This is a genomic window from Methylorubrum sp. Q1, from assembly GCF_004683995.1.
Lineage (GTDB): Bacteria > Pseudomonadota > Alphaproteobacteria > Rhizobiales > Beijerinckiaceae > Methylobacterium.
The window spans coordinates 127,008-148,394 of record NZ_SRHQ01000005.1 but is presented as its reverse complement, the minus strand read 5'-3'; the positions used below and the strand labels follow the sequence as shown (position 1 = coordinate 148,394).

Here is a 21,387-nt window from a genome sequence, read left to right as displayed (position 1 = left end):
AGCTTCGCCGTTCCGTGCACGTTCTGAGTCCGGCTGGACCCGCGGGGACCGCCACAAGTGAGAATGGGACGATCGATGGCCGATACCGACAGGACTGCGACGCCGAGGCCGCGCACATCGCGCACGCGTATCCGCGAAGGCTCGCCGCATCCCCGCGGTGCGACCTGGGATGGCCGCGGCGTGAACTTCGCGCTGTTCTCGGCCCACGCCACGAAGGTCGAGCTGTGCCTGTTCGACGATGCCGGCGAGAAGGAAATCGAGCGCATCGAGCTGCCCGAGTACACCGACGAGGTCTGGCACGGCTACCTGCCGGACGCGCGCCCCGGCACGATCTACGGCTACCGCGTCCACGGCCCCTACGAGCCCGAGGCCGGCCACCGCTTCAACCCGAACAAGCTCCTCATCGACCCCTACGCCAAGGGTCTAGTCGGCACGATCCAGTGGAACCCGGCCCTGTTCGGCTACCAGATGGAGACGGGCGACGACCTCACCTTCGATGAGCGCGATTCCGCTCCCTACACCCGCCGCTCGCGCGTGATCGATCCGGCCTTCACCTGGGGCCGGGACGTGAAGCCCCGCGTGCCGTGGGAGCGCACCATCGTCTACGAGACCCACGTGAAGGGCTTCACCAAGTTGCACCCGGCGGTGCCAGAGAAGCTGCGCGGCACCTATGCCGGCCTCGGCAACCCGGCGGTGCTCGACTACATCAAGAGCCTCGGCGTCACCTCGGTCGAGCTGCTGCCGGTGCATTCCTTCGTGCAGGACGACTACCTGCAACAGAAGGATCTCATCAATTACTGGGGCTACAACACCATCTCGTTCTTCACGCCCGCCCGGCGCTACGCGGCGGTGCCGGATTTCGCCTTCTCCGAGTTCAAGGAGATGGTCGCCCGCATGCACGGCGCCGGCCTCGAAGTGATCCTCGACGTGGTCTACAACCACACGGCCGAGGGCAACGAGAAGGGCCCGACACTCTCGTTCAAGGGCGTCGACAACGCCTCCTACTACCGTCTGCTGCCGAACCAGCCGCGCTACTACATCAACGATACCGGCACCGGGAACACCTTCAACCTCTCGCATCCCCGCGTGCTGCAGCTCGTCACCGACAGCTTGCGATACTGGGCGACCGAGATGCGGGTCGACGGCTTCCGCTTCGATCTGGCCACCATTCTCGGCCGCGAGCCCTACGGCTTCGACGAGGGCGGCGGCTTCCTCGATACCTGCCGTCAGGATCCCGTCCTCAACGACGTGAAGCTCATCGCCGAGCCGTGGGATTGCGGCCCCGGCGGCTATCAGGTCGGCGGCTTCCCGCCGGGCTGGGCCGAGTGGAACGACCGCTTCCGCGACGACGTGCGCGGCTACTGGAAGGGCGATGCCGGGCTGCTGCCGGGGCTCGCCTCGCGCATCACCGCCTCGGCCGACAAGTTCAACAAGCGCGGACGCCGCCCTTGGGCCTCGGTGAACTTCATCACCGCCCATGACGGCTTCACGCTGAACGACACGGTCTCGTACAACGAGAAGCACAACGAGGCGAACGAAGAGGGCAATCGCGACGGGCACGGCCACAACCTCTCCTACAATTACGGCGTCGAGGGCCCGACAGACGATCCCGAGATCCGCTCGGTGCGTCTGCGCCAGATGCGCAACATGCTGGCCACCCTGTTCCTGTCGAAGGGCACGCCCATGCTGCTCGCCGGCGACGAGTTCGCCCGCACGCAGAAGGGCAACAACAACGCCTATTGCCAGGACAACGAGGTGAGCTGGGTCGATTGGGGCGCCATCGGCGAGGAGGAGCGGGATCTGGCCGAGTTCACGCAGCGCCTGATCCTGCTGCGCAATGCCCTGCCGATGCTGTCGCGCGGACGCTTCGTCACCGGGGCCTACGACGAGGAGTTCGGCGTCAAGGACGTGACCTGGCTCACGCCGACCGGCACCGAGATGAGCCCGGAGAACTGGAACGACGGCAACTCGCGAACCCTCGCCGTACTGCTCGACGGGCGCGCCCAGGCGAGCGGCATTCACAAGCGCGGCGGCGATGCCACCCTGCTCCTGTTCTACAACGCCTATCACGACGTGGTGGACTTCACCTTCCCCGAGGCGCCGGGCGGCACCTCGTGGACGCGGCTGCTCGATACCAACCTGCCCGACAGCCAGGAGGTGGAAAGCTTCGCCGTCGGCGAGAGCTACTCGGTCACGGGACGCTCGATGCTGATGTTCGTCCTCAAGCCCGTCGAGAACGAGGACGAGGAGCACAGCGACATGGAGCGCTCCTACCAGTACGTGATGCAGGCCTTCGAGCGGGCAAATGTCGAGAGCGTGAGCTTCGGCATCGACGAGGAGGCCTGATGGCGCGGGCGAGGGACCGCTCGCCGCAAGCGGTCCCTGCCGGTTTCGATGGGATCCGGAGCCTCGGCGCTCCGGACCCTATTTTCTCCCCGCAGCCTTACCCTACGCGCTGCCTCGGGGATGCGCCGGCCGTGCCGGCAGCCTCACAAGACTTGTCACGCCGCGGGTTCGAATGACCGACATCCCCGAGAAGAGACCCCACAGCGTCCATCCCAGCGTCGAGGCGGGTGCGGAGGGCCACGAATTCGAGTCCGGCAGCGGCATCTTCTTCGCCGCCGTCGCGATGACGCGCATGCCGATGGTGGTGGTCGATCCGAACCGGGACGACCAACCGATCGTGTTCGTGAACCAAGCCTTCCTGGAAATGACCGGCTACGCTCGGGACGAGGTGATCGGCCGCAACTGCCGCTTCCTCCAGGGCCCCGAGACCGATCCGGCGACGCGGGCGCTGGTGCGCGAGGCCGTCGCGTCGCGGCGCGACGTCGCCACCGAGATCCTCAACTATCGCAAGGACGGCTCGTCGTTCTGGAACGCCCTGTTCGTGAGTCCGGTCTACAACGCCGCCGGGGACCTTCTGTACTTCTTCGGCTCGCAGCTCGACATCACCCGCCGCCGGCTGGCGGAAGACGCGCTGCATCAGGCGCAGAAGATGGAGGCGATCGGCCAGCTCACCGGCGGCATCGCCCACGACTTCAACAACCTGCTCCAGGTGATCCTGGGCTACGCCGACTCGCTGGCGACCAACCTCGAGCGGCCGGACGCCGACCGGGGCCGCATGGGCCGCGCCGTCGGCAACATCCGCGACGCGGCGGAGCGGGCCTCGACGCTGACGCAGCAGCTGCTCGCATTTGCCCGCAAGCAGCGCCTCGACGGCCGCACTCTCAACCTCAACGGCCTCGTATCGGAGATGAAGGAACTGGCCGGGCGCACGCTGGGCGACGCGGTGACGATCGAGACCGATCTCGCCCCCGACCTCTGGCCCTGCCGGATCGACCGGACCCAGGCCGAGGTCGCCCTGCTCAACGTGCTCATCAACGCCCGTGACGCGATGCCGGAGGGCGGGCGGGTCACGATCGCGACCCGCAACGAGGAATCCGGCCGGCCCGACGGTTCGGGCCCGTTCGTGAGCGTCGCAGTGACCGATACGGGTGCCGGCATCCCCTCGGACATGCTGGCGCGGGTGATGGACCCGTTCTTCACCACCAAGGAGGAGGGGAAGGGCACCGGGCTCGGCCTGTCGATGGTCTACGGCTTCGCCAAGCAGTCCGGCGGCTTCGCGCAGATCGAGTCGGTGATGGGGGAGGGGACGACCGTACGCCTCTCCTTCCCCGCGAGCGACGCGGCCAATGCGCCGGAGAGCGCGGCACCCGCTGCCATCGTCGAGGAGCGGCCGGGCACGGAAACGATCCTGATCGTGGACGACCGCGCCGACGTCGCCGAACTCGCCCGGGCGATCCTGCGCGATTACGGCTACGGCACCCTGATGGCCCGCCACGGCCGCGAGGCCCTGGAGATCCTGAACGACCATCCGGAGATCGACCTGCTCTTCTCCGACCTGATCATGCCCGGCGGCATGGACGGCCTGGCGCTCGCCCGCGAGGCGCGCCGCCGCCATCCCGATCTGAAGATCCTGCTCACCACCGGCTATGCCGAAGCCAGCCTGGAGCGAACCGGCATCGAGCGTCCGGAGTTCGATATTCTGAACAAGCCGTACCGCCGTGCCGAGCTGATCCGGCGGGTGCGGGCGGCCATCGACGCGCCGAGCCGGAGCTGACCGGCGCGACGGATCGGGAGAGCACCATGGCTCAGGGTGACAAGTCGAAATACACCGACAAGCAGGTCCGCAAGGCGGAGCACATCGCCGAATCCTACGCGTCCCGCGGTGTGCCGGAGAAGGTAGCGGAGGCCCGCGCCTGGGCGACCGTCAACAAGGACGATGGCGGCGGCAAGAAGCCCGGCGGCTCGGGCCGCGGCAAGGCAACGGACCATCCCGCGGCACATAAAGGCGGTCGCACGGGCGGCACGGCCTCGGCTTCGCGCACGAAGGCGCAGCGTTCCGCCTCGGCCAAGAAGGCGGCCGAGACGCGCAAACGGAATGCAGCAAAGAAGGCGGGCTGAGGTTTCTCGACCCTCCCCCCTTTTTCGGGGGGAGGGCGATTACGCTGCGGCCTCAGACGGCCATCGCCGTCTTCAGGTTCTCATCGACCTTGTCGAGGAAGCCGTCGGTGGTGAGCCACTTCTGGTCCGGGCCGACGAGGAGGGCGAGATCCTTCGTCATGTGGCCGGACTCGACGGTATCGACGCAGACCTTCTCCAGGGTCGCGGCGAACGTCGCGAGGTCGGCGTTGCCGTCGAGCTTGGCCCGGTGCGACAGGCCGCGGGTCCAGGCGAAGATCGAGGCGATCGAGTTGGTCGAGGTCGCCTTGCCCTTCTGGTGCTCGCGGTAGTGGCGCGTCACGGTGCCGTGGGCGGCCTCGGCCTCCACGGTCTGGCCGTCCGGCGTCATCAGCACCGAGGTCATTAGGCCGAGCGAGCCGAAGCCCTGCGCCGCCGTGTCCGACTGCACGTCGCCGTCGTAGTTCTTGCAGGCCCAGACGTAGCCGCCCGACCACTTGAGGCACGAGGCCACCATGTCGTCGATCAGGCGATGCTCGTAGACGAGGCCGAGCGACTGGAACTTCGACTTGAACTCCTCGTCGAACACCTTCTGGAACAGATCCTTGAAGCGGCCGTCGTAGACCTTGAGGATGGTGTTCTTGGTCGACAGATAGACCGGGTACTTGCGGGCTAGACCGTAGTTGAACGAGGCCCGGGCGAAGTCGATGATCGACTGGTCGAGGTTGTACATCGACATCGCGACGCCGGCGTCGGGGAACTTGAACACTTCCTTCTCGATGACGGTGCCGTCGTCACCCTCGAACTTGATGGTGAGGCGGCCCTTGCCCGGCACCTTGAAGTCGGTGGCGCGATACTGGTCGCCGTAGGCGTGGCGGCCGATCACGAAGGGCTGGGTCCAGCCCGGCACGAGGCGCGGCACGTTCTTGCAGATGATCGGCTCGCGGAAGATGACGCCGCCGAGGATGTTGCGGATCGTGCCGTTGGGCGAACGCCACATCTCCTTGAGCTTGAATTCCTCGACGCGGGCCTCGTCCGGCGTGATCGTGGCGCATTTCACGCCGACGCCGTGGCGCTTGATCGCCTCGGCGGCATCGATCGTCACCTGATCGTTCGTGGCGTCGCGGTGCTCGACACCGAGGTCGTAATAGTCGAGGTCGAGATCGAGGTAGGGGTGGATGAGCTTGTTCTTGATCTCCGCCCAGATGATCCGGGTCATCTCGTCGCCGTCGAGCTCGACGACCGGATTGGCCACCTTGATCTTCGCCATGTCGGTCCCTCAGTTGCCCGGTGCCGTGCGCCCAGCCGATTGCCCGTCGCGCGTCTCCCCGGTACTCGGTCGCCGCCCCTATAACGCAGCGCAGCAAGGCGACAAAGCCGGGCTCCGAACGACGGTTTCGGATGCGCGAATCTGTTACCGGACCCTGCGGAACGGCAGCAGGCCGCGCAGGCGAATTCCGAGCCAGACGAGGATCACCAGGGCGATCAGGTTCAGCGCCAGGGTAAAATCCTCCCGCGGGGCGAGGGACAGCGCGTAGCCGCTCTTGCGGGCCGCATCGAACTGCCAACCGACCACGAGCCCCCCCGCCGCGGGCGCGCGCAGGAACACGTCGGCGAGCAGCCAGCCGCTGGCCGAGATGCGGACGGTGAGCCCGGCGCTCACGAACCAGATCACCTGCGCCAGCTGCACCGGCACGGAGAGGGTGTAGCCGAGGCGCCGATCCTGCCAGAGCGCGACCCCCGCGACCACGCTCGCCGCCAGAACCAGCCCGATGAATAGGACGCCCGGCAGCAGGGTGAGCGGAACCGACGCGCCGGTCTGGATCAGGTCGTGCAGGAAGGCCCAGAGGCCCACCAGCCCGCCCTGGATCTCGATCAGCGCCACGGCATAGCGCAGGCCGTCGCGGTCTCTCACGGCATCGGTCATGGGAGGCGGGCATAGACGAGGCAACGCGGCGCGGCCACCCCGCCGGTGCGGTCACCGGCCAAAGCGCGTGTCGCTCCCGCACAAGAGCGCACGCCACGGCCGCGCTAAGCGGCCTGGACAAACCCGGCCGCCGCTGCGACGACCCGCGCGTCAAGAAAAATGGCCGATCACGAGGAAGGACACACCATGAGCGACCGCATCATCCTGCGCGCCGGCGAGGCCCTCGTCGCGGGCGGCCCGCCCAACACCGCGTCCGAGCCCGAGGTCATCATCGGCGAGCTCGACGGTCCGGTCGGCACCGCGCTCGCCACCCTCACCGGCGATCAGGTCGTCGGCCACAGCCGCGTCTTCGCGCTCCTGAACACCGACATCATGGTCCGCCCGGTGACGCTATGCGTCTCCAAGGTAAGCGTGACCGAGAACAAGTACACATCGATCCTGATGGGCACGGTGCAGTACGCCATCGCCAACGGCGTGCTCGACGCGGTGCGGGCCGGCTACATCCCCAAGGAGAAGGCCAACGACCTCGGCATCATCTGCTCGGTCTGGCTCAGCCCGGGCGTGATCCAGGCCGAGAGCGTCGATCACAAGGCGCTGTTCGAGATCCAGCGCAAGGGCATGACCGAAGCCATCCGCAAGGCCATGACCAACGAGCCCTCGATCGACTGGCTTCTCGAGAACCAGGACAAGATCGTGCACAAGTACTACCAGATGGGCCTCGACGGTAAGATCTGAGACTTTTGGAAGACCGCGCCATCGGCATTGCCGGCGGCGCGGCTCTGTCGGCGCCGCGAGCGATAACAGTCATCCTCCCGCTTCCGCAGCGACGGGCGCATCGATGATGCCGAGCAGCGCCGGCCTCGAAACCCGCCTCGAAAACGATGTCACATCGCTCGTGAAGGAGGGCCGCTACGGCTCCCGAACCGAGATTCTCCGCGAGGGTCTGTGCTTGGTCGAGGAGCGCGGGAAGCGCTTGTCTCTGCTCGACGCGGCCCCGGCCCGTGAAGTCGCCGATGCCGACGCCAACCGGGCGACGCCGGCCGAAGACGTCAAGGCACGGTTGATCGCCAGAGACGAAAAGCTGTCCGGCCCGGTTGCATGATCGCCGTCTTCACCGCCGAGGCTGAAGCCGATCTGGCGTGCATCGGCGACTTCACTCGCCCGGGACAATCCACGCCGCGCCGTCGGCTTCGTCACCGAACCGATCGAGCGGTGTCTGCAACTCGCCGAGTTTCCCGAAGGCTTCCCGCTGGTTCCGCTTCACGCCGAGAGCGGCGTCCGGCGGCGCTCCTACGGTTCCCACCTCATCTTCGACCGGGTGCGCAGCGAGCGGATCGAGAGCTTGCACGTCATGAACGGGGTGCGGGATTGGGAATCGCTGCTCTTCCCGGATTGAGGCTGCGATCGCGGCGTGCGAGAGGGCGGCCATGAGCGCCCCCGTCGTCATCCTGGTCGAGCCGCAACTTGCCGAGAATATCGGCATGACCGCCCGCGCCATGGCGAATTTCGGCCTGTCCGAGTTGCGCCTCGTGGCGCCCAAGAACGGTTGGCCGAAGAAGGGCGTGCGCGAGGCGGCCTCCGGCGCGACTTACGTGCTCGATGGGGCCAAGGTCTACGCCACGCTGCCGGAGGCCATCGCCGACCTGCATTTTCTCCTCGCCACCACCGCCCGCGAGCGCGGGCAGATGAAGCGGGTCTTCGCCCCCGAGGACGCCATGACGGCCACCGCCGAACGGATCGGCCGCGGCGAGCGGATCGGGCTGATGTTCGGGCGCGAACGGGTGGGCTTGAGCAACGACGAGGTGTCGCTGGCCGACGCCATCGTCACCTTCCCGGTGACGGACGCGTTCCCCTCGCTCAACCTCGCCCAGGCCGTGCTGCTGATGGGCTATGAGTGGCGCCGCGCCGCCGGCCTCGCCACCCTGCGCTTCTCCGGCGAAATGCTCTCGCCGCCCGCCACCCGCGATGCGATGCTCTCGCTGTTTGCAAACCTGGAGCAGACGTTGGCGGGGGCCGGCTTCTACCCGCCGGAGAAGCAGGAGATCATCGCCCGCAACATGCGCGACATGCTCCACCGCATGGCGATGACCGAGCAGGACGTGCGCACCTTTCGCGGGGCGCTGCGGGCGTTGAACCGAAAGGCTCGCAAGACCGACGAGGCGTAGGGCCTACCGCTGCACGAGTCCGAACCGCGTCAGGCAGACATGCTTGGCGAGCGACGCGGGTGCGATCGGCACCGCGGGCGTCGTCCCGTAGGGTTCTCCGGTGGCCGTGTCCTCGGGCGCGCGAAAGGCACCGGGGACGTAGCTGGTCTCGCACTGTTCGAACTTGTTGCAGACGGCGAGCTTGGTGCAGATCGTCTGGCCCGCCCGCTCGTAGACGTAGTAGGTCGCCCCGGAATAGGGCGGCCGGGGGAAGGACTCGGTCCGCACCGTCGTGACGTCCCCGGCGCTCGCCGCCACCGGCGATACGAGCGCCGCGAGAAGTCCCCATCCGACCCCTGCGCGCATCACCCGCCTCTTCCCCCGACGCCCGCGCATCAACCGATCCGGATCACGATCTTGCCGACATGCCCTGCCTCGGCCAAGGCTTTGAGGGCCGCCGACGCCTCGTCGAAACCGTAGACCCGGTCGATCACCGGCTTGATCCCGTGCAGGGCGATCGAGCGGTTCATGTCCTCGAACATCTCCCGTGGGCCGACGGCGACGCCGCGCACGATGCAGCTCGCGCCGAGGATCGCCAGCGGGTCGAACGCCTCGCCCTGGGCCAGCAGGCCGATCAAGCCGATATGCCCACCGGGCCGGGCCGAGGCGATGGAGCGCGGGAGCGTCCCGGTGCCGCCGACCTCGACGACGTGATCGACGCCCGTTCCGCCGGTCAGCCGGCGCACCTCGCCCTCCCAATCGGGATGGGTGCGGTAGTTGATCGTGTCGTGTGCGCCGAGTGCGCGGGCCTTCTCCAGCTTGGCATCGCTCGACGAAGTGGCGATGACCCGCGCACCGGCCGCGTGGGCGAGCTGGATCGCGAAGATCGAGACGCCGCCGGTGCCGAGCGTCAGCACCGTCTCGCCGGCCCGCAGGGGCTTGAGCCCGTAGAGCGCGTTCCAGGCCGTCACCGCCGCACAGGGCAGCGTCGCCCCCTCCTCGAAACTGAGATGATCGGGCAGCCTGACCAGCCCGTCCTCGTCGAACACCTGATATTCGGTCAGCACCCCGTCGATGGCGCCGCCGAGCGCCGTCTGCCACGTGTCGGCCACCTGCGCACCGCCGAGCCAGCTCTGCGAGAAGATTCCGGCAACCCGCTCGCCGCCGGTGAAGCGGCGCACGCCCGCGCCGAGCGCCACGATCTCACCGGCCCCATCGGAGAGAGGGATCAGCCGGTCGAGGTTGACCGCGAACGGGTAGCGGCCCTCGCAGATCAGCAGATCGCGATAGTTGAGGGAGGCGGCGCGCATCCGCACCAGGACCTGCCCGCGCCCCGGTTCGGGCGTCGGGCGCTCGGCACTCTTCCAACTGTCGAGGCCGGCGGCGGCGGACATCTCGTAGGCGCGCATGGCGGTCTCCCGTGGGGTTTCGCGTCCCGATTGGACGCAGGCGCTCATGGCAGAAGCTCTTGCAGGCGCATATGGGAAGAGACCGCCCGAAGGCGACCTCTTCCTCACAATTCCCCAATCGGTGCGCTGGGGCAGGTCTCGCTATGCCGCCCGCACGGTCGCGAGGAAGCGGCTCACCTCCGCCGAGAGCTGCTCGGACTGGCGCGACAATTCGGAAGCCGCGTCGAGCACTTGGCCCGCCGCCGTGCCGGTCTCCTCGGACGCGCGGGCGACCCCGGCGATGTTGCTCGTCACCTCGGCCGTTCCGGTCGAGGCCTGGGCGACATTGCGCACGATCTCCTGCGTCGCCGCACCTTGCTGCTCGACCGCCGCCGCGATACCGGCCGCGACGCCGTTGATCTCGCGGATGCGACCGGAAATGCCGCCGATGGCCGCGACCGCCTGATCCGTCGCGACCTGGATCGTGCCGATCTGCTGCGCGATCTCGCTGGTCGCCCTGGCGGTCTGGTTGGCCAGTTCCTTGACCTCGGCAGCGACCACAGCGAAGCCACGCCCGGCCTCCCCGGCACGCGCCGCCTCGATGGTGGCGTTGAGAGCCAGCAGGTTGGTCTGTCCGGCGATCGTCGAGATCATCGACACCACGTCGCCGATCTTGGCGGCCGCGCTCGACAGGTTCTGGACCAGCCCGGCGGTCTGGTCGGCTTCGCCGACCGCGGCCTGAGCGAGCTCGGACGAATTGGCCACCTGCCGGCCGATCTCGTGCACGGAGGTGCCGAGTTCTTCCGCTGCGGCGGCGACGGTTCCCACATTGGTCGCCGCCTCCTCGGCCGCAGACGCCACGGTGATCGATTGGGAAGCCGTCTCGTCGGCGGTCCCCGACATGGTCTGGGCCGTGGCCTGCAGCTCGGTGGCCGCCGACGTGACCGTGCCGATGATCCCGCCGACGGCGGCCTCGAAGCTGTCGGCCATCGACCGCATCGCCGCCTTCCGCTGCTCCTCGGCCGAAGCGCGGGCAAGCGCCGTCTCGGCTTCCAGGGCGCGGGTGCGGATCAGGTTGTCCTTGAACACTTGGACGGCGGCGGCCATCGCACCGATCTCGTCCCGACGCTGCCGGTACGGCACGGGTGTCTCGACGTCACCCGCGGCGAGCGCGCCCATCATCCCGGTGATGCCGGTGATCGGCCGCGAGATCCGCTGGAAGCCGAACAGCATGGCACCGAGGGCGACGATCACGGCGACCGCCATCGCGACACTCGCGGCGATCGAAGCGGTCTCGACATTGTCGACCGCGGCGGACGCGTCGCGCGTGGAGCCGTCGCGATTGAGGGTAATCGCGCGGGCGATCAGGTCGCTCGATTGGCTGTACACGGAAAGCAGGCTGGGCCCGACCAGCTCCGCCATGGCCTCCCGCTGCTGGCCTTGCTCCATCATCGCGAGGATATGGCGGCTCGCCTCATCGTAGCGGGACCACAGCTCCGAAAACTGCGTGTAGAGCGCACGTTCTTCCGGGGACGAGATCAGGGGCTCGTAGCGCTTGCGCGCCGCCGCCATGTCGGCCGTCGCCCGCTCGTAAAAGGTCCGGTTCGTAGCCAGCGTTCCGGAATCGGTGGATGTCGTGACGATCCGATACTGCCGCAGGCGCATCTGGCTTGCGGCCGTCCCCATCTCGTTGACGGCGATGACGGACGGAAGCCAGTTGGCGGCCACCTCACTGACACCGCGGCGGATCAACGACAGCTCTCTCAAGGATACGGCACCCTGGCCGATCGTGATGAGCATTACCCCACCGAACAGGGCGATGAGAGCCGTTTTAAGAGAAAAGCGCATCGGATGAGTGGGCGCGTAAGATGCCGAAGTGTCCGCCGCGCACGGATCACCCAGGTCTGCTGACAAAAAAACTGATAGATAGAACTTCTTAACGAGAAGATTAAGATAGCCGTCCCGCGATTTGGCGTAAGACAATCTCCGCCGATCGGAGCTGCACTCAAGCCACAGCCTTCTTCTGACAGAGGCCGCGTCGGCAGAACCTGATTCTGAAATCCATCCCCATCGATCTTCGGAAACGCCCGATTTATGGGTTAATCTTCTTATCGCCTCGAACCAGCGCATCCGCTTTCGCTGGTCGTCGGGCCTCGAACGAAGGGGAGGACGAATTCTTCGAAGTCAGTTGAATCTACAACGCCTGCGGAGAAGGCAAATGCGCGCCGAACGGTGTCAACGCCGGGGATTTTTGAGCGCCGACTTCCGGGCGAATGTGCTCTTCGACAGATGATCGTCTGCGCCGAGCGTCGATCCGTCTTGTCAGTCCGTCGTGCCGGCCGCGGACGCGGCGACGTTCAGGGCCTGATCTCGATGGGCGTGTCCAGATCGACGCGGGCGTAGATCGCCCGCATCTCGGCGTTGGTGACGCCGACGCAGCCCTGGGTCCAGTCCCTCAGCCGGTGCAGGCCACCGAGCCAGGAGAAGCCGTTCATCAGCCCGTGGATCATGATGTCGCCACCGGGCGAGTAGCCGCCGGCCCGCGCCGCCGCCGCGTCGGCCGGGGAGGGGTAGGACACCTTGAGGGAAAGATGGGCGACGCTGCGCGGATTGCGTAACGCGATCGCATAGATGCCTTCGGGCGTGCGCCCGTCGCCTTCGCGGGCCTTGTGCCCTTCCGGCGCGAAGCCGAGGGAGATGGGGTAGGTCGCGAGCACACGGCCCTCGCGCAGCAGGGTCAGGCGGCGCGCCGCCTTCTCCACGAGGACGCGGTCGGCGCGCTCAGCCTCGGCCGCGAGCGGGGGCTCGGTGCGGCCGACTTGCAGGAAGTCGGCGAGCACGACGGCACCGGAGCCGAGGACGGCGAGGCCGCCGATCAATGCCGCGATGCGCCCGCGCCGTCTCATCGCGGCGTTAGCCGACCTTGGCCAGGGCCTGCTCGATATCGGCGATGAGATCCTCGGGATCCTCCAGGCCGATCGAGAGACGCACGGTCTCGGGGCCGACGCAGGCCGCCGCGCGCTCCTCGGGGCGGAGCTGACGATGGGTCGTGGTGGCCGGATGGATCACGAGCGACTTGATCTCGCCGATGTTCACGAGGTGCGAGACCAGTTCCAGGTTCGCGATGAATTGCAGGGCCGCCGGCTCGCCGCCCTTCAGCGCGAAGGTGAAGATCGAGCCCGGCCCCTGCGGCACGTAGCGGTTGGCCAAGGCCTCACCCTTCTGGCCGGGAAGGGCGGGATAACTCACCCACGCCACCGCCGGATGGTCCTTGAGATAGGCCGCGACCGTCTTGGCGTTGGCGCAGTGGCGCGCCATCCGCAGCGGCAGCGTCTCGATGCCGGTGAGCGTCAGGAAGGCGTTCATCGGCGAGAGGCCGGGGCCGAGGTCGCGCAGGCCGAACAGGCGGCAAGCCACGGCGAAGCTGATCTCGGGGAAACGATCGCTGACGATCAGGCCGTCATAGTCCGGCCAGGGATCGTTGATGAGGTTGTAACGCGAGCCCTGCGCCTTCCAATCGAAGGTGCCGGCATCGCAGATCATGCCGCCGATCACCTGGCCCGAGCCGCCGAGGAACTTCGAGGTCGAGTGGACGACGATGTCGGCGCCGTACTCGATCGGGCGGATCAGCGCGGGCGAGGCCAGGGTGTTGTCGATGACGAGCGGCAGGCCGTGCCGCTTGGCGACCGCGGCGATGCCCTCGATATCCATCACCGTGGCGCAGGGATTGACGATCGACTCGCAGATGATCGCCTTGGTCTGCGGCGTGATCGCGGCTTCGAACGCCTCCGGCGTCAGGTCCGCGGCGAAGTGCGGCTTCAGGTCGTAGCGCCCTTCGAGGCGGCGCATCAGGCCGAGCGAGCCGCCGAACAGGCGCGGCGAGGCGACGTAGGCATCGCCCGTCTGCATCAGCGTCATCATCACCAGCAGCACCGCCGACTGCCCGGACGAGACGGCAACCGCCGCCTTGGCGCCCTCCAATGCGGCGACCCGACGCTCCAGCGCGGCGACCGTCGGGTTCGAGCCGCGCGAGTAGGAGAAGCCGGTCTTGCGCATGGCGAAGATGTCGGCAGCCTGCTCCGTCGAGTCGAAGACGAAGCCGTTGGTGAAGTAGATCGGCTGCACCCGCGCACCGGTGGCCGGATCGGGCGCGGCGCCCGCATGGACCGCCTGTGTGGCGAAGCGGAGGGTTTTTGGCTCGGCGGTCATGGCGGGACCTGAACTGATCGGTCTGTCGGCGCGCGGGGCAGCGCGCCACTCTCACGCGCCTTCTGCCGTGAAACGAACCGCGGCGAAACCCGCGATTGGCCCCCGCGCGCATCGGCCATGCGCGCAACGTCTGCGGGAGGCCGTCAGGCCGCGCGCTTGAGGCAGGCCTTGAGGGTGCGCACCAGCATGGTCGGCGCATACGGCTTCGGGATGAAGCGGGCACCGTCCGGCATGTCGCCGGGGCCGGGCGTGCCCATGCCGGAGACGATCAGCACCGGGATTTCCGGCCAGCGGTGGGCGACGAGGCGGGCCAGGGCGAAGCCGTCCATCGAGCCCATCGGCATGTCGACGTCCGTCATCACGATCCCGACATCGGGCCGGCCTTCCAGCACGTCGAGCGCCTTGTCGGCATGGTGCGCTTCGAGGACGTTGAATCCGGCCTCGGCCAGTGTATCGGACGCTTCCATCAGTAGTAGACCGTCATCTTCGACGAGGAGGACGACGGGCGACTCTGTCGGGTTCTCTATCATAAGCCTGCAAACGATTTCGGGCCGACACTGGTTGCGGGCCTAATTCGCACCTGCAGCGAGGTCAAGGAAGGGACGACCCGCAATTGTGCAGAGCGGGAAATTCAATCTTGACCTTACGCGTGCGCTGGGACCGGCGTCCGACGTGCCTTCAAATGCGCCAGCGCCTCCGGCCGCGGCCCGCCGGTCGCCCAGTCGAGCAACTCGACCGTGTGCAGGATCGGGATGTCGGTGCCCTTTCCGATCTGGGTGGCGCAGCCGATATTGCCGGTGGCGATGATGTCAGGCCGGACGCGCTCGATATTGGCGACCTTGCGATCACGCAGACGGGCGGCGATCTCCGGCTGAAGGATGTTGTAGGTTCCGGCCGAGCCGCAGCAGATATGGCCCTCCGGCACATCCTTCACCGTGAAGCCGGCCTTCTTGAGCAGGGTTTTCGGCTCGGTGCGGATGGCCTGCCCGTGCTGCATCGAGCAGGCGGAATGGTAGGCGACCACGAGGTCGGTATCCTCGACCGGGGGAAGCAGGCCGATCTCGGCCATGTACTCGGTCACGTCCTTTGCGATACCCGAGACCCGCGCGGCCTTCTCGGCATAGGCCGGGTCGTCGCGGAACATGAAACCGTAATCCTTGATCGTCGTGCCGCAGCCCGAGGCGGTGACGACGATGGCATCGAGGCCGGGCCCGTCCATCTCGGCGATCCAGGCGTCGATGGTGCGCTTGGCGTGACCGTGGGCGCTCTCCTCCTTGCCCATGTGATGGGTCAGTGCGCCGCAGCAGCCCTCGCCCTTGGGCAGGACCACCTCGACCCCATGGCGGTTGAGCAGACGGATCGCCGCCTCGTTGAAGTCCGGCCGCAGGACGCTCTGAGCGCAGCCGCGCAGCAGAGCGACCCGGCCGCGGCGCTGGGCCGGTGCCTTGTCCTCACCGGTCTGGAACAGGGCGCTGATCTCCTGCGCTGAGGGATCGGCGGGGAAGGTGCCGGGCCGGTCGGTGCGGTTGCGGTTCGGCAGTTGCGCCGGGGCGAGGTCGAGCATCGCCGCGAGCCGGTTGCCGACCCGCGGCAGACGGGCGACCAGCGGCCGGAACGGCGCCCCGATCTTGGCCGCCAGCAGCGCCACCCGGAACCGGTTCGGATAGGGCAGCACCAGGGCCAGCACCGCGCGCAGGAGCCGGTCGGAGAGCGGGCGCGCGTAGGTCTTCTCGATATGGGTGCGGGCGTGATCGACGAGGTGCATGTAATGCACGCCTGACGGACAGGTCGTCATGCAGGAGAGGCACGAGAGGCAGCGGTCGACATGCTTGACCACTTCGCGGCTCGCCGGCTTGCCGCCCTCCAGCATGTCCTTGATCAGGTAGATGCGTCCGCGCGGTGAATCGAGTTCGTCGCCGAGCAGGAGGTAGGTCGGGCAGGTCGCGGTACAGAATCCGCAATGCACGCAGGTGCGCAGGATCTTCTCCGAGGCCGCCATGGCGGGATCGGCGAGCTGCTCGGGGGCGAAATTGGTCTGCACGACACGCCTCGATGCGGTTTCTTACTTCTGGTGCGTGTCTTAAAGCCGTTCGCGCGGGCGAGGCAATCGGAACGGTTCTAAGCTGTTGCTGTGTCGCACGCCCTCACGATGACGGCAGCCGCGTCGGCCCGGACGGATCGACGCGGCGGTCAGACGTCACCGGTCCCGCGAGACGGTGAGCAGGCGGGCGATCAACCAGATCGGCACGACCACCACCGCACCCGCGAGGATCCAGCGGCCGAAATCGTGGAAGGTGTCGAGCCCGAGGTCAATCAGCGACCGGGTGAAATCGTAGAGCTGCCAGAACAGCAGGCCCGGCGTCAGGCCGAACATCGCCATCACCGCGCCGACGAGCACGGACAGGAACAGCAGCTTCACGAACACCGCCGCGGGCGAGCCGCCGAGAAAGCGGTTGAGGCCGGAGCGTCGGCGGGTCGCACCATGACGCGGATCGGCCGGATAAGCGTTGGAGTCGAGCGGGGTGCGGCGCCGCGATTCGTGATCGCCGATCATTCTGCCGATATCCTTGGTGTTCCGTGACACCCTCGCAACGGCGTTGCTGATTCGCCACACTTCTGCGAAACCGGGACGCCGCAGCATCATTCGACGCATTCGGGGTAGCAGCCAGATGGCATCCTCGAACGTTCCGCTCAAGATGGCAGACGGCATCCGGCCCTGCCGACTCCCGATGACCCCATAAAGCGCGACCTGATTAAGGCCATGATCGACCACGCTCTGTTCGACCCGGCGACCATTGATGCCGAGACGAAGGCGCTCAATGCCGAGATCGTGGCCGCCCACGCCGCGCAGGCCGACCCATGGTCGCTGCCGATCGAAGAGGTGCGCGCGCGCCGCCGGGCGGGCACGCAGGCCTCTCCTGCCATGCCGCGCAGCTCGCGCGCCGAGACCGTGACCATCGCGGGACCCGCCGGCCCGCTGGCGCTGCGGGTGATCCGCCCGCTGGGCAGGGCGCGGGGCGCCTACCTGCACATCCACCGCGGCGGCTGGGTCTGGGGCGCGGCCGACGAGCAGGATCCCTGGCTCGAACGCATCGCCGACACCTGCGGCTTCGTCTGCCTGTCGGTCGAGTACCGGCTGGCGCCGGAGCATCCCTATCCCGCCGCCCTCGAGGACTGCGAGGCGGCCGCCCTGTGGCTCGCCGGCCCCGGCAAGGCGGAGCTCGGCGTTCACGCCCTGACCATCGGCGGCGAATCCGTCGGCGCACATCTCGCGGTGATGACGCTTTTGCGCCTGCGCGACCGGCACAACCTGCCCCGCGCCTTCCGCGGCGCCAACCTCAATGCCGGCTTCTACGATCTCGGCCTGACCCCGAGCGTGCGGCTGTGGGGCGAGGAACGCCTCGTCATCAACACCACCGACCTCAAGCGCTTCGCCGACGGTTACGTGCGCGAGGGCATCGACCGGCGCCGTCCTGATGTGTCACCGCTCTATGCCGACCTGAAGGGCCTGCCGCCGGCCCTCTTCACCGTCGGCACCGCCGACCCGCTGCTCGACGACACGCTCTACATGTCGGCCCGCTGGGCGGCGGCCAACAATGGCGGCCACACCGCGGTCTATGCCGGCGGTTGCCACATCTTCGTGCGCTACCCCGGCGCGTTGACCGAGCGGGCCCTGGAGCTGATCGACCGCTTCCTGATGGCGCTGGCGTGACGCGGTGACGGCCCGCGGCCGACGTCCTACCTGAGCCGGGTGCCAGCGCCCCCAGACCTCCCGCCGCGCTTCTCCGCGTGGTTCGCCTCCCGCGGCTGGTCACCCCGCCCGCATCAGCTCGAACTGCTCGCGACCGTCCGGTCCGGACGCTCGGCGCTGCTCGTCGCCCCCACGGGCGCGGGCAAGACGCTGGCCGGCTTCCTGCCGAGCCTGGTCGAGCTGAGCGAGCGGCAAGGGACCAAGGGCAAGACGACGGGACTGCACACCCTCTACGTCTCGCCGCTCAAGGCGCTCGCGGTCGACATCGCCCGCAACCTCGAAGCGCCGATCGAAGGCATGGAACTGCCCGTCACGGTCGAGACCCGCACCGGCGACACCCCGGCGCACAAGCGCGCTCGGCAGATCCAGCGCCCGCCCGACATCCTGCTCACCACGCCCGAACAGCTCTCGCTGCTGCTCGCCCACCGGGAGGCGGAAGCGTTTTTCGCCGGGCTGAAGACGGTCGTGCTCGACGAGTTGCACGCCCTCGTCACCTCGAAGCGCGGCGATCTCCTCTCCCTCGCGCTCGCCCGCGTGCGCCGCCTGGCACCGCAGGCCCGCGCCATCGGCCTCTCGGCCACCGTGCGCGAACCGGAGGAACTCCAAAAGTACCTCGTCGGGCAGGTGCCGGGCGAGGACCGCCGGGCCGACCTCGTCGTGGTGAAGGGCGGTGCCAAGCCCGACCTGCACATGCTCGAAGTGAACCGGACGCTCCCGCTCGCCGGCCACACCGCCTGGCACTCGATGCCGGCGATCTACGACCTGATCCGGGCGCACCGCATGGTGCTCGTCTTCGTCAACACCCGCCTCCAGGCCGAGTACACCTTCCAGGAACTGTGGCGGCTCAACGACGACACGCTGCCGATCGCCCTGCATCACGGCTCGCTCGACGCCACGCAGCGCCGCCGGGTCGAGGCGGCGATGGCGGCGGGGCAGTTGCGCGCCATCGTCTGCACCGCGACGCTCGATCTCGGCATCGACTGGGGCGACGTCGATCTCGTGGTCAATCTCGGCGCGCCGAAGGGCGCGAGCCGGATCATGCAGCGGATCGGCCGGGCCAACCACCGGATGGACGAGCCGTCGAAGGCCTATCTCGTCCCCGGCAACCGCTTCGAGATGCTGGAATGCCGCGCCGCCCTCGACGCGGTGGAGGAGGCGGCCCAGGACACGCCGGACGCCCGCCTCGGCGCCCCCGACGTGCTCGCCCAGCATGTGCTGGGTATGGCCTGCGCCGACGCCTTCGATCCGCTCGAACTCTACGACGAGGTCATCTCGGCGGCACCCTACGCCACCCTCTCGTGGGAGGATTTCGAGGCGGTGGTCGATTACGTCGCCACCGGCGGCTACGCGCTGCGCGCCTACGAACGCTTCGCCAAGATCCTGCGCGGGGCCGATGGGAAATGGAGGGTGCGCGACGCCCGGGTGGCGCAGCAATACCGCATGAACATCGGCACCATCGTCGAGTCGACGCACATCAAGGTGCGGATGGCCCGCAGCCTGCGCGCCAAGCCCGGCACCGTGCTGCCGAAGGGCGGGCGGACGCTCGGCGAGATCGAGGAGGATTTCGCCGAGACGCTCACCGTCGGCGATACCTTCCTGTTCGCGGGCGAGGTGCTGCGCTTCGAGGGGCTCGCCGAGGACGAGTGCCTCGTCACGCGCGCCGGCCCCGGCACCGATCCGGCGATTCCCTCCTATGCCGGCTCGAAGTTCCCGCTCTCGACCTTCCTCGCCGCGCGGGTGCGGGCGATCATCGCCGACCCGTTCGAGTGGGACCGGCTGCCGCGCCAGCTCTCGGACTACCTCGCGCAGCAGCGCCGCCACTCGGTCCTGCCCGGCGAGCGCGATCTCCTGGTCGAGACGTTTGCGCGCGCAGGGCGCCACTACCTCACCGCCTTCCCGTTCGAGGGGCGGCTCGCCCACCAGACGCTCGGCATGCTGCTGACCCGCCGTTTGGAACGCGCCCGGCTGCGCCCGCTCGGGTTCGCGGCCAACGATTACGGCATCGCCATCTGGTGCACGCGGGATCTGAGCGAGCGCGCCGCGCTCTCGCCGGGCTTCATGGAGGCCCTGTTCGACGAGGACATGCTCGGCGACGACCTGGAGGCCTGGCTCGACGAGTCGGCGATGATGAAGCGCACCTTCCGGCAATGTGCGGTCATCGCCGGGCTGATCGAGCGGCGCTTTCCGGGGCAGAAGAAGACCGGCCGGCAGGTCACGATCTCGACCGACCTGATCTACGACGTGCTGCGCCGCCACCAGCCCGACCACCTGCTCCTGCGCGCCGCGCGGCAGGATGCGGCAACCGGACTCCTCGACGTGACCCGCCTCGGCATGATGCTGAGGCGTATCCGGGGGCGAATCACCCACAGGGCGCTCGACCGGGTCTCGCCGCTCTCCGTGTCCGTCATGCTCGAAATCGGGCGCGAGCGGGTCTACGGGGAGGGGGCCGACGAGATCCTGGCCGAGGCCGAAGCCGAGCTTCTTCAAGAGGCGCTCGGCTGACGCGGCCTGCCGCCTCCTCCGCGCGACACTGAGGACGATTACGTTGGCACTCGGCCAGAGACTCGAGAAGACCGTGAAGGGCACCGACCTTGCGCTTGCCGGCGAGGCCTTGAGCCTCGACCGCACCGGCGCCCTGTGGCTGCCTGAACACCGCACCCTGGTGGTGTCGGACCTCCATCTGGAGAAGGGCTCGTCGTTTGCCGCCCGCTCCGGCCAGTTCCTGCCGCCCTACGACACCCGCGAGACCCTGAGCCTTCTGCACGAGGTGATCCAGCGGCTCGATCCGGCCTGCGTGGTCGCGCTCGGCGATTCCTTCCACGATGCCCGCGGCCCCGAGCGGATGGAGCCCGGCGACCGGGCAATGATCGCCGCGCTTCAAGAAGGCCGCGACTGGGTCTGGATCGCCGGCAACCACGATGCGGCGGTGAGCGAGGGCGTCGGTGGGCGCTACTGCCAGACGGTTTCCGTCGGCGGCCTGACGCTGCGCCACGAGCCGCTGGCGGGGTCCGAGGCGGGCGAGATCGCCGGCCATCTCCACCCCTGCGGCAAGGTCACCATGCGCGGCCGCTCCGTGCGCCGCCGCTGTTTCGTCGGCGACGGACATCGCCTCGTCATGCCGGCCTTCGGCGCCTACACGGGCGGCCTCAACGTGCGCGACGCCGCCTTCGAACCGCTCTTCCCCAAGGGGTTCACGGCCTACCTGCTCGGCGACGGACGCGTGTTCGCGATCGGCCGAACCATGCTCGGGCGGGATTGAGGCGCACGCCCGTTCGGATTCGCTGACATGACGGGCTCATCGCTCCCCGAGCCGAAGCCGGGCTACAATACTCACAGGTCGTCATGCTGCATTTCGTTAGACCCCGTGAGGACGAGTTCCCGGAGAGAGCTGTCTGGCCTCACATCAGCATTGCGACCTCGGACGAGATGCCCGCCAATTACGAACTGGTGGAAAGCGAGACGTCGATCCACGCCCTTTGAAACAGTCACGGTGCATCACCCCGAGAG

Annotated in this window: 20 protein-coding genes; 9 read left to right on the top strand and 11 right to left on the bottom strand. The window is 68.1% G+C overall.

The window, feature by feature from the left end:
• Positions 1-75 precede the first annotated feature (75 nt).
• The 3 genes from glgX to E4V01_RS07075 all read left to right on the top strand — a co-directional run bounded on the left by glgX (position 76) and on the right by E4V01_RS07075 (position 4,464).
• On the top strand, positions 76-2,346 hold the full coding sequence (gene glgX, locus E4V01_RS07085) for a glycogen debranching protein GlgX (RefSeq protein WP_060770522.1): 2,271 nt from the start codon (positions 76-78) through the stop codon (positions 2,344-2,346).
• A gap of 172 nt (positions 2,347-2,518) precedes the next feature.
• Positions 2,519-4,120: a hybrid sensor histidine kinase/response regulator gene (locus E4V01_RS07080; protein ID WP_135297853.1), complete on the top strand. Its 1,602-nt coding sequence runs from the start codon at positions 2,519-2,521 to the stop codon at positions 4,118-4,120.
• Positions 4,121-4,146: 26 nt separating this feature from the next.
• Positions 4,147-4,464, top strand: a complete 318-nt coding sequence (locus E4V01_RS07075) for a hypothetical protein (RefSeq protein ID WP_060770524.1) — start codon at positions 4,147-4,149, stop codon at positions 4,462-4,464.
• 52 nt (positions 4,465-4,516) lie between these two features.
• Here the strand turns inward: E4V01_RS07075 and E4V01_RS07070 are convergent, their stop codons facing one another.
• Together E4V01_RS07070 and E4V01_RS07065 are read right to left on the bottom strand one after the other, a co-directional pair.
• On the bottom strand, positions 4,517-5,731 hold the full coding sequence (locus tag E4V01_RS07070; protein WP_135297852.1) for an NADP-dependent isocitrate dehydrogenase: 1,215 nt from the start codon (positions 5,729-5,731) through the stop codon (positions 4,517-4,519).
• Between the two features lie 144 nt (positions 5,732-5,875).
• On the bottom strand, positions 5,876-6,388 hold the full coding sequence (locus E4V01_RS07065) for a hypothetical protein (protein WP_135297851.1): 513 nt from the start codon (positions 6,386-6,388) through the stop codon (positions 5,876-5,878).
• Between the two features lie 186 nt (positions 6,389-6,574).
• Here E4V01_RS07065 and E4V01_RS07060 point away from each other — a divergent pair, with 186 nt between their 5' ends.
• Positions 6,575-7,123, top strand: coding sequence for a formaldehyde-activating enzyme (locus tag E4V01_RS07060; protein WP_003597938.1), 549 nt, complete (start codon positions 6,575-6,577; stop codon positions 7,121-7,123).
• Between the two features lie 106 nt (positions 7,124-7,229).
• Positions 7,230-7,490 (top strand): type II toxin-antitoxin system ParD family antitoxin, encoded by a 261-nt coding sequence (locus tag E4V01_RS07055; RefSeq protein WP_135297850.1) that lies wholly within the window; start codon positions 7,230-7,232, stop codon positions 7,488-7,490.
• Between the two features lie 51 nt (positions 7,491-7,541).
• Here E4V01_RS07055 and E4V01_RS26670 read toward each other — a convergent pair whose 3' ends face one another.
• Entirely contained in the window at positions 7,542-7,817 is a 276-nt protein-coding gene (locus E4V01_RS26670; RefSeq protein WP_193763152.1) for a hypothetical protein, read from the bottom strand.
• On the opposite strand from E4V01_RS26670, the gene E4V01_RS07045 reads away from it, so the two are divergent.
• Positions 7,816-8,553, top strand: a complete 738-nt coding sequence (locus tag E4V01_RS07045; RefSeq protein WP_135297849.1) for an RNA methyltransferase — start codon at positions 7,816-7,818, stop codon at positions 8,551-8,553. The genes E4V01_RS26670 and E4V01_RS07045 overlap by 2 nt on opposite strands.
• Before the next feature lie 3 nt (positions 8,554-8,556).
• Here the strand turns inward: E4V01_RS07045 and E4V01_RS07040 are convergent, their stop codons facing one another.
• From E4V01_RS07040 to E4V01_RS07005, 8 genes are all read right to left on the bottom strand, one after another.
• Positions 8,557-8,898, bottom strand: a complete 342-nt coding sequence (locus E4V01_RS07040) for a hypothetical protein (protein ID WP_060770530.1) — start codon at positions 8,896-8,898, stop codon at positions 8,557-8,559.
• A 29-nt stretch (positions 8,899-8,927) separates the two neighbouring features.
• Entirely contained in the window at positions 8,928-9,941 is a 1,014-nt protein-coding gene (locus E4V01_RS07035; RefSeq protein ID WP_135297848.1) for an NAD(P)-dependent alcohol dehydrogenase, read from the bottom strand.
• A 141-nt stretch (positions 9,942-10,082) separates the two neighbouring features.
• Positions 10,083-11,768: a methyl-accepting chemotaxis protein gene (locus tag E4V01_RS07030; protein ID WP_135297914.1), complete on the bottom strand. Its 1,686-nt coding sequence runs from the start codon at positions 11,766-11,768 to the stop codon at positions 10,083-10,085.
• 509 nt (positions 11,769-12,277) lie between these two features.
• On the bottom strand, positions 12,278-12,826 hold the full coding sequence (locus tag E4V01_RS07025; protein WP_135297847.1) for a murein L,D-transpeptidase family protein: 549 nt from the start codon (positions 12,824-12,826) through the stop codon (positions 12,278-12,280).
• Positions 12,827-12,833: 7 nt separating this feature from the next.
• Positions 12,834-14,129, bottom strand: a complete 1,296-nt coding sequence (locus E4V01_RS07020) for an O-acetylhomoserine aminocarboxypropyltransferase/cysteine synthase family protein (protein ID WP_060770534.1) — start codon at positions 14,127-14,129, stop codon at positions 12,834-12,836.
• A 143-nt stretch (positions 14,130-14,272) separates the two neighbouring features.
• Positions 14,273-14,659, bottom strand: coding sequence for a response regulator (locus E4V01_RS07015; RefSeq protein ID WP_060770535.1), 387 nt, complete (start codon positions 14,657-14,659; stop codon positions 14,273-14,275).
• Between the two features lie 113 nt (positions 14,660-14,772).
• Positions 14,773-16,170: a heterodisulfide reductase-related iron-sulfur binding cluster gene (locus E4V01_RS07010; RefSeq protein WP_135297846.1), complete on the bottom strand. Its 1,398-nt coding sequence runs from the start codon at positions 16,168-16,170 to the stop codon at positions 14,773-14,775.
• A gap of 156 nt (positions 16,171-16,326) precedes the next feature.
• Positions 16,327-16,683 carry a DUF6460 domain-containing protein gene (locus tag E4V01_RS07005; RefSeq protein WP_060770537.1) on the bottom strand — a complete coding sequence of 119 codons (357 nt, stop codon included), beginning with the start codon at positions 16,681-16,683 and terminating at the stop codon, positions 16,327-16,329.
• A gap of 207 nt (positions 16,684-16,890) precedes the next feature.
• On the opposite strand from E4V01_RS07005, the gene E4V01_RS07000 reads away from it, so the two are divergent.
• The 3 genes from E4V01_RS07000 to pdeM are packed head-to-tail and all read left to right on the top strand — an operon-like array spanning position 16,891 to position 21,139.
• Positions 16,891-17,841, top strand: coding sequence for an alpha/beta hydrolase (locus tag E4V01_RS07000; RefSeq protein ID WP_135297845.1), 951 nt, complete (start codon positions 16,891-16,893; stop codon positions 17,839-17,841).
• A gap of 39 nt (positions 17,842-17,880) precedes the next feature.
• Positions 17,881-20,382 carry a ligase-associated DNA damage response DEXH box helicase gene (locus E4V01_RS06995; protein ID WP_135297844.1) on the top strand — a complete coding sequence of 834 codons (2,502 nt, stop codon included), beginning with the start codon at positions 17,881-17,883 and terminating at the stop codon, positions 20,380-20,382.
• A gap of 43 nt (positions 20,383-20,425) precedes the next feature.
• Entirely contained in the window at positions 20,426-21,139 is a 714-nt protein-coding gene (gene pdeM / locus E4V01_RS06990; RefSeq protein WP_135297843.1) for a ligase-associated DNA damage response endonuclease PdeM, read from the top strand.
• Positions 21,140-21,387 lie beyond the last annotated feature (248 nt).

Coding starts and splice junctions, on each gene's coding strand:
- E4V01_RS07065 (WP_135297851.1), bottom strand. CDS start 6,388: ATGACCGATGCCGTGAGAGACCGCGACGGCCTGCGCTATGCCGTGGCG.
- E4V01_RS07060 (WP_003597938.1), top strand. CDS start 6,575: ATGAGCGACCGCATCATCCTGCGCGCCGGCGAGGCCCTCGTCGCGGGC.
- E4V01_RS07055 (WP_135297850.1), top strand. CDS start 7,230: ATGCCGAGCAGCGCCGGCCTCGAAACCCGCCTCGAAAACGATGTCACA.
- E4V01_RS07040 (WP_060770530.1), bottom strand. CDS start 8,898: ATGCGCGCAGGGGTCGGATGGGGACTTCTCGCGGCGCTCGTATCGCCG.
- E4V01_RS07000 (WP_135297845.1), top strand. CDS start 16,891: ATGATCGACCACGCTCTGTTCGACCCGGCGACCATTGATGCCGAGACG.
- E4V01_RS26670 (WP_193763152.1), bottom strand. CDS start 7,817: ATGGCCGCCCTCTCGCACGCCGCGATCGCAGCCTCAATCCGGGAAGAG.
- E4V01_RS07020 (WP_060770534.1), bottom strand. CDS start 14,129: ATGACCGCCGAGCCAAAAACCCTCCGCTTCGCCACACAGGCGGTCCAT.
- E4V01_RS07070 (WP_135297852.1), bottom strand. CDS start 5,731: ATGGCGAAGATCAAGGTGGCCAATCCGGTCGTCGAGCTCGACGGCGAC.
- E4V01_RS07030 (WP_135297914.1), bottom strand. CDS start 11,768: ATGCGCTTTTCTCTTAAAACGGCTCTCATCGCCCTGTTCGGTGGGGTA.
- glgX (WP_060770522.1), top strand. CDS start 76: ATGGCCGATACCGACAGGACTGCGACGCCGAGGCCGCGCACATCGCGC.
- E4V01_RS07035 (WP_135297848.1), bottom strand. CDS start 9,941: ATGCGCGCCTACGAGATGTCCGCCGCCGCCGGCCTCGACAGTTGGAAG.
- E4V01_RS07045 (WP_135297849.1), top strand. CDS start 7,816: ATGAGCGCCCCCGTCGTCATCCTGGTCGAGCCGCAACTTGCCGAGAAT.
- E4V01_RS07005 (WP_060770537.1), bottom strand. CDS start 16,683: ATGATCGGCGATCACGAATCGCGGCGCCGCACCCCGCTCGACTCCAAC.
- E4V01_RS07075 (WP_060770524.1), top strand. CDS start 4,147: ATGGCTCAGGGTGACAAGTCGAAATACACCGACAAGCAGGTCCGCAAG.
- E4V01_RS07025 (WP_135297847.1), bottom strand. CDS start 12,826: ATGAGACGGCGCGGGCGCATCGCGGCATTGATCGGCGGCCTCGCCGTC.
- E4V01_RS07080 (WP_135297853.1), top strand. CDS start 2,519: ATGACCGACATCCCCGAGAAGAGACCCCACAGCGTCCATCCCAGCGTC.
- E4V01_RS07015 (WP_060770535.1), bottom strand. CDS start 14,659: ATGATAGAGAACCCGACAGAGTCGCCCGTCGTCCTCCTCGTCGAAGAT.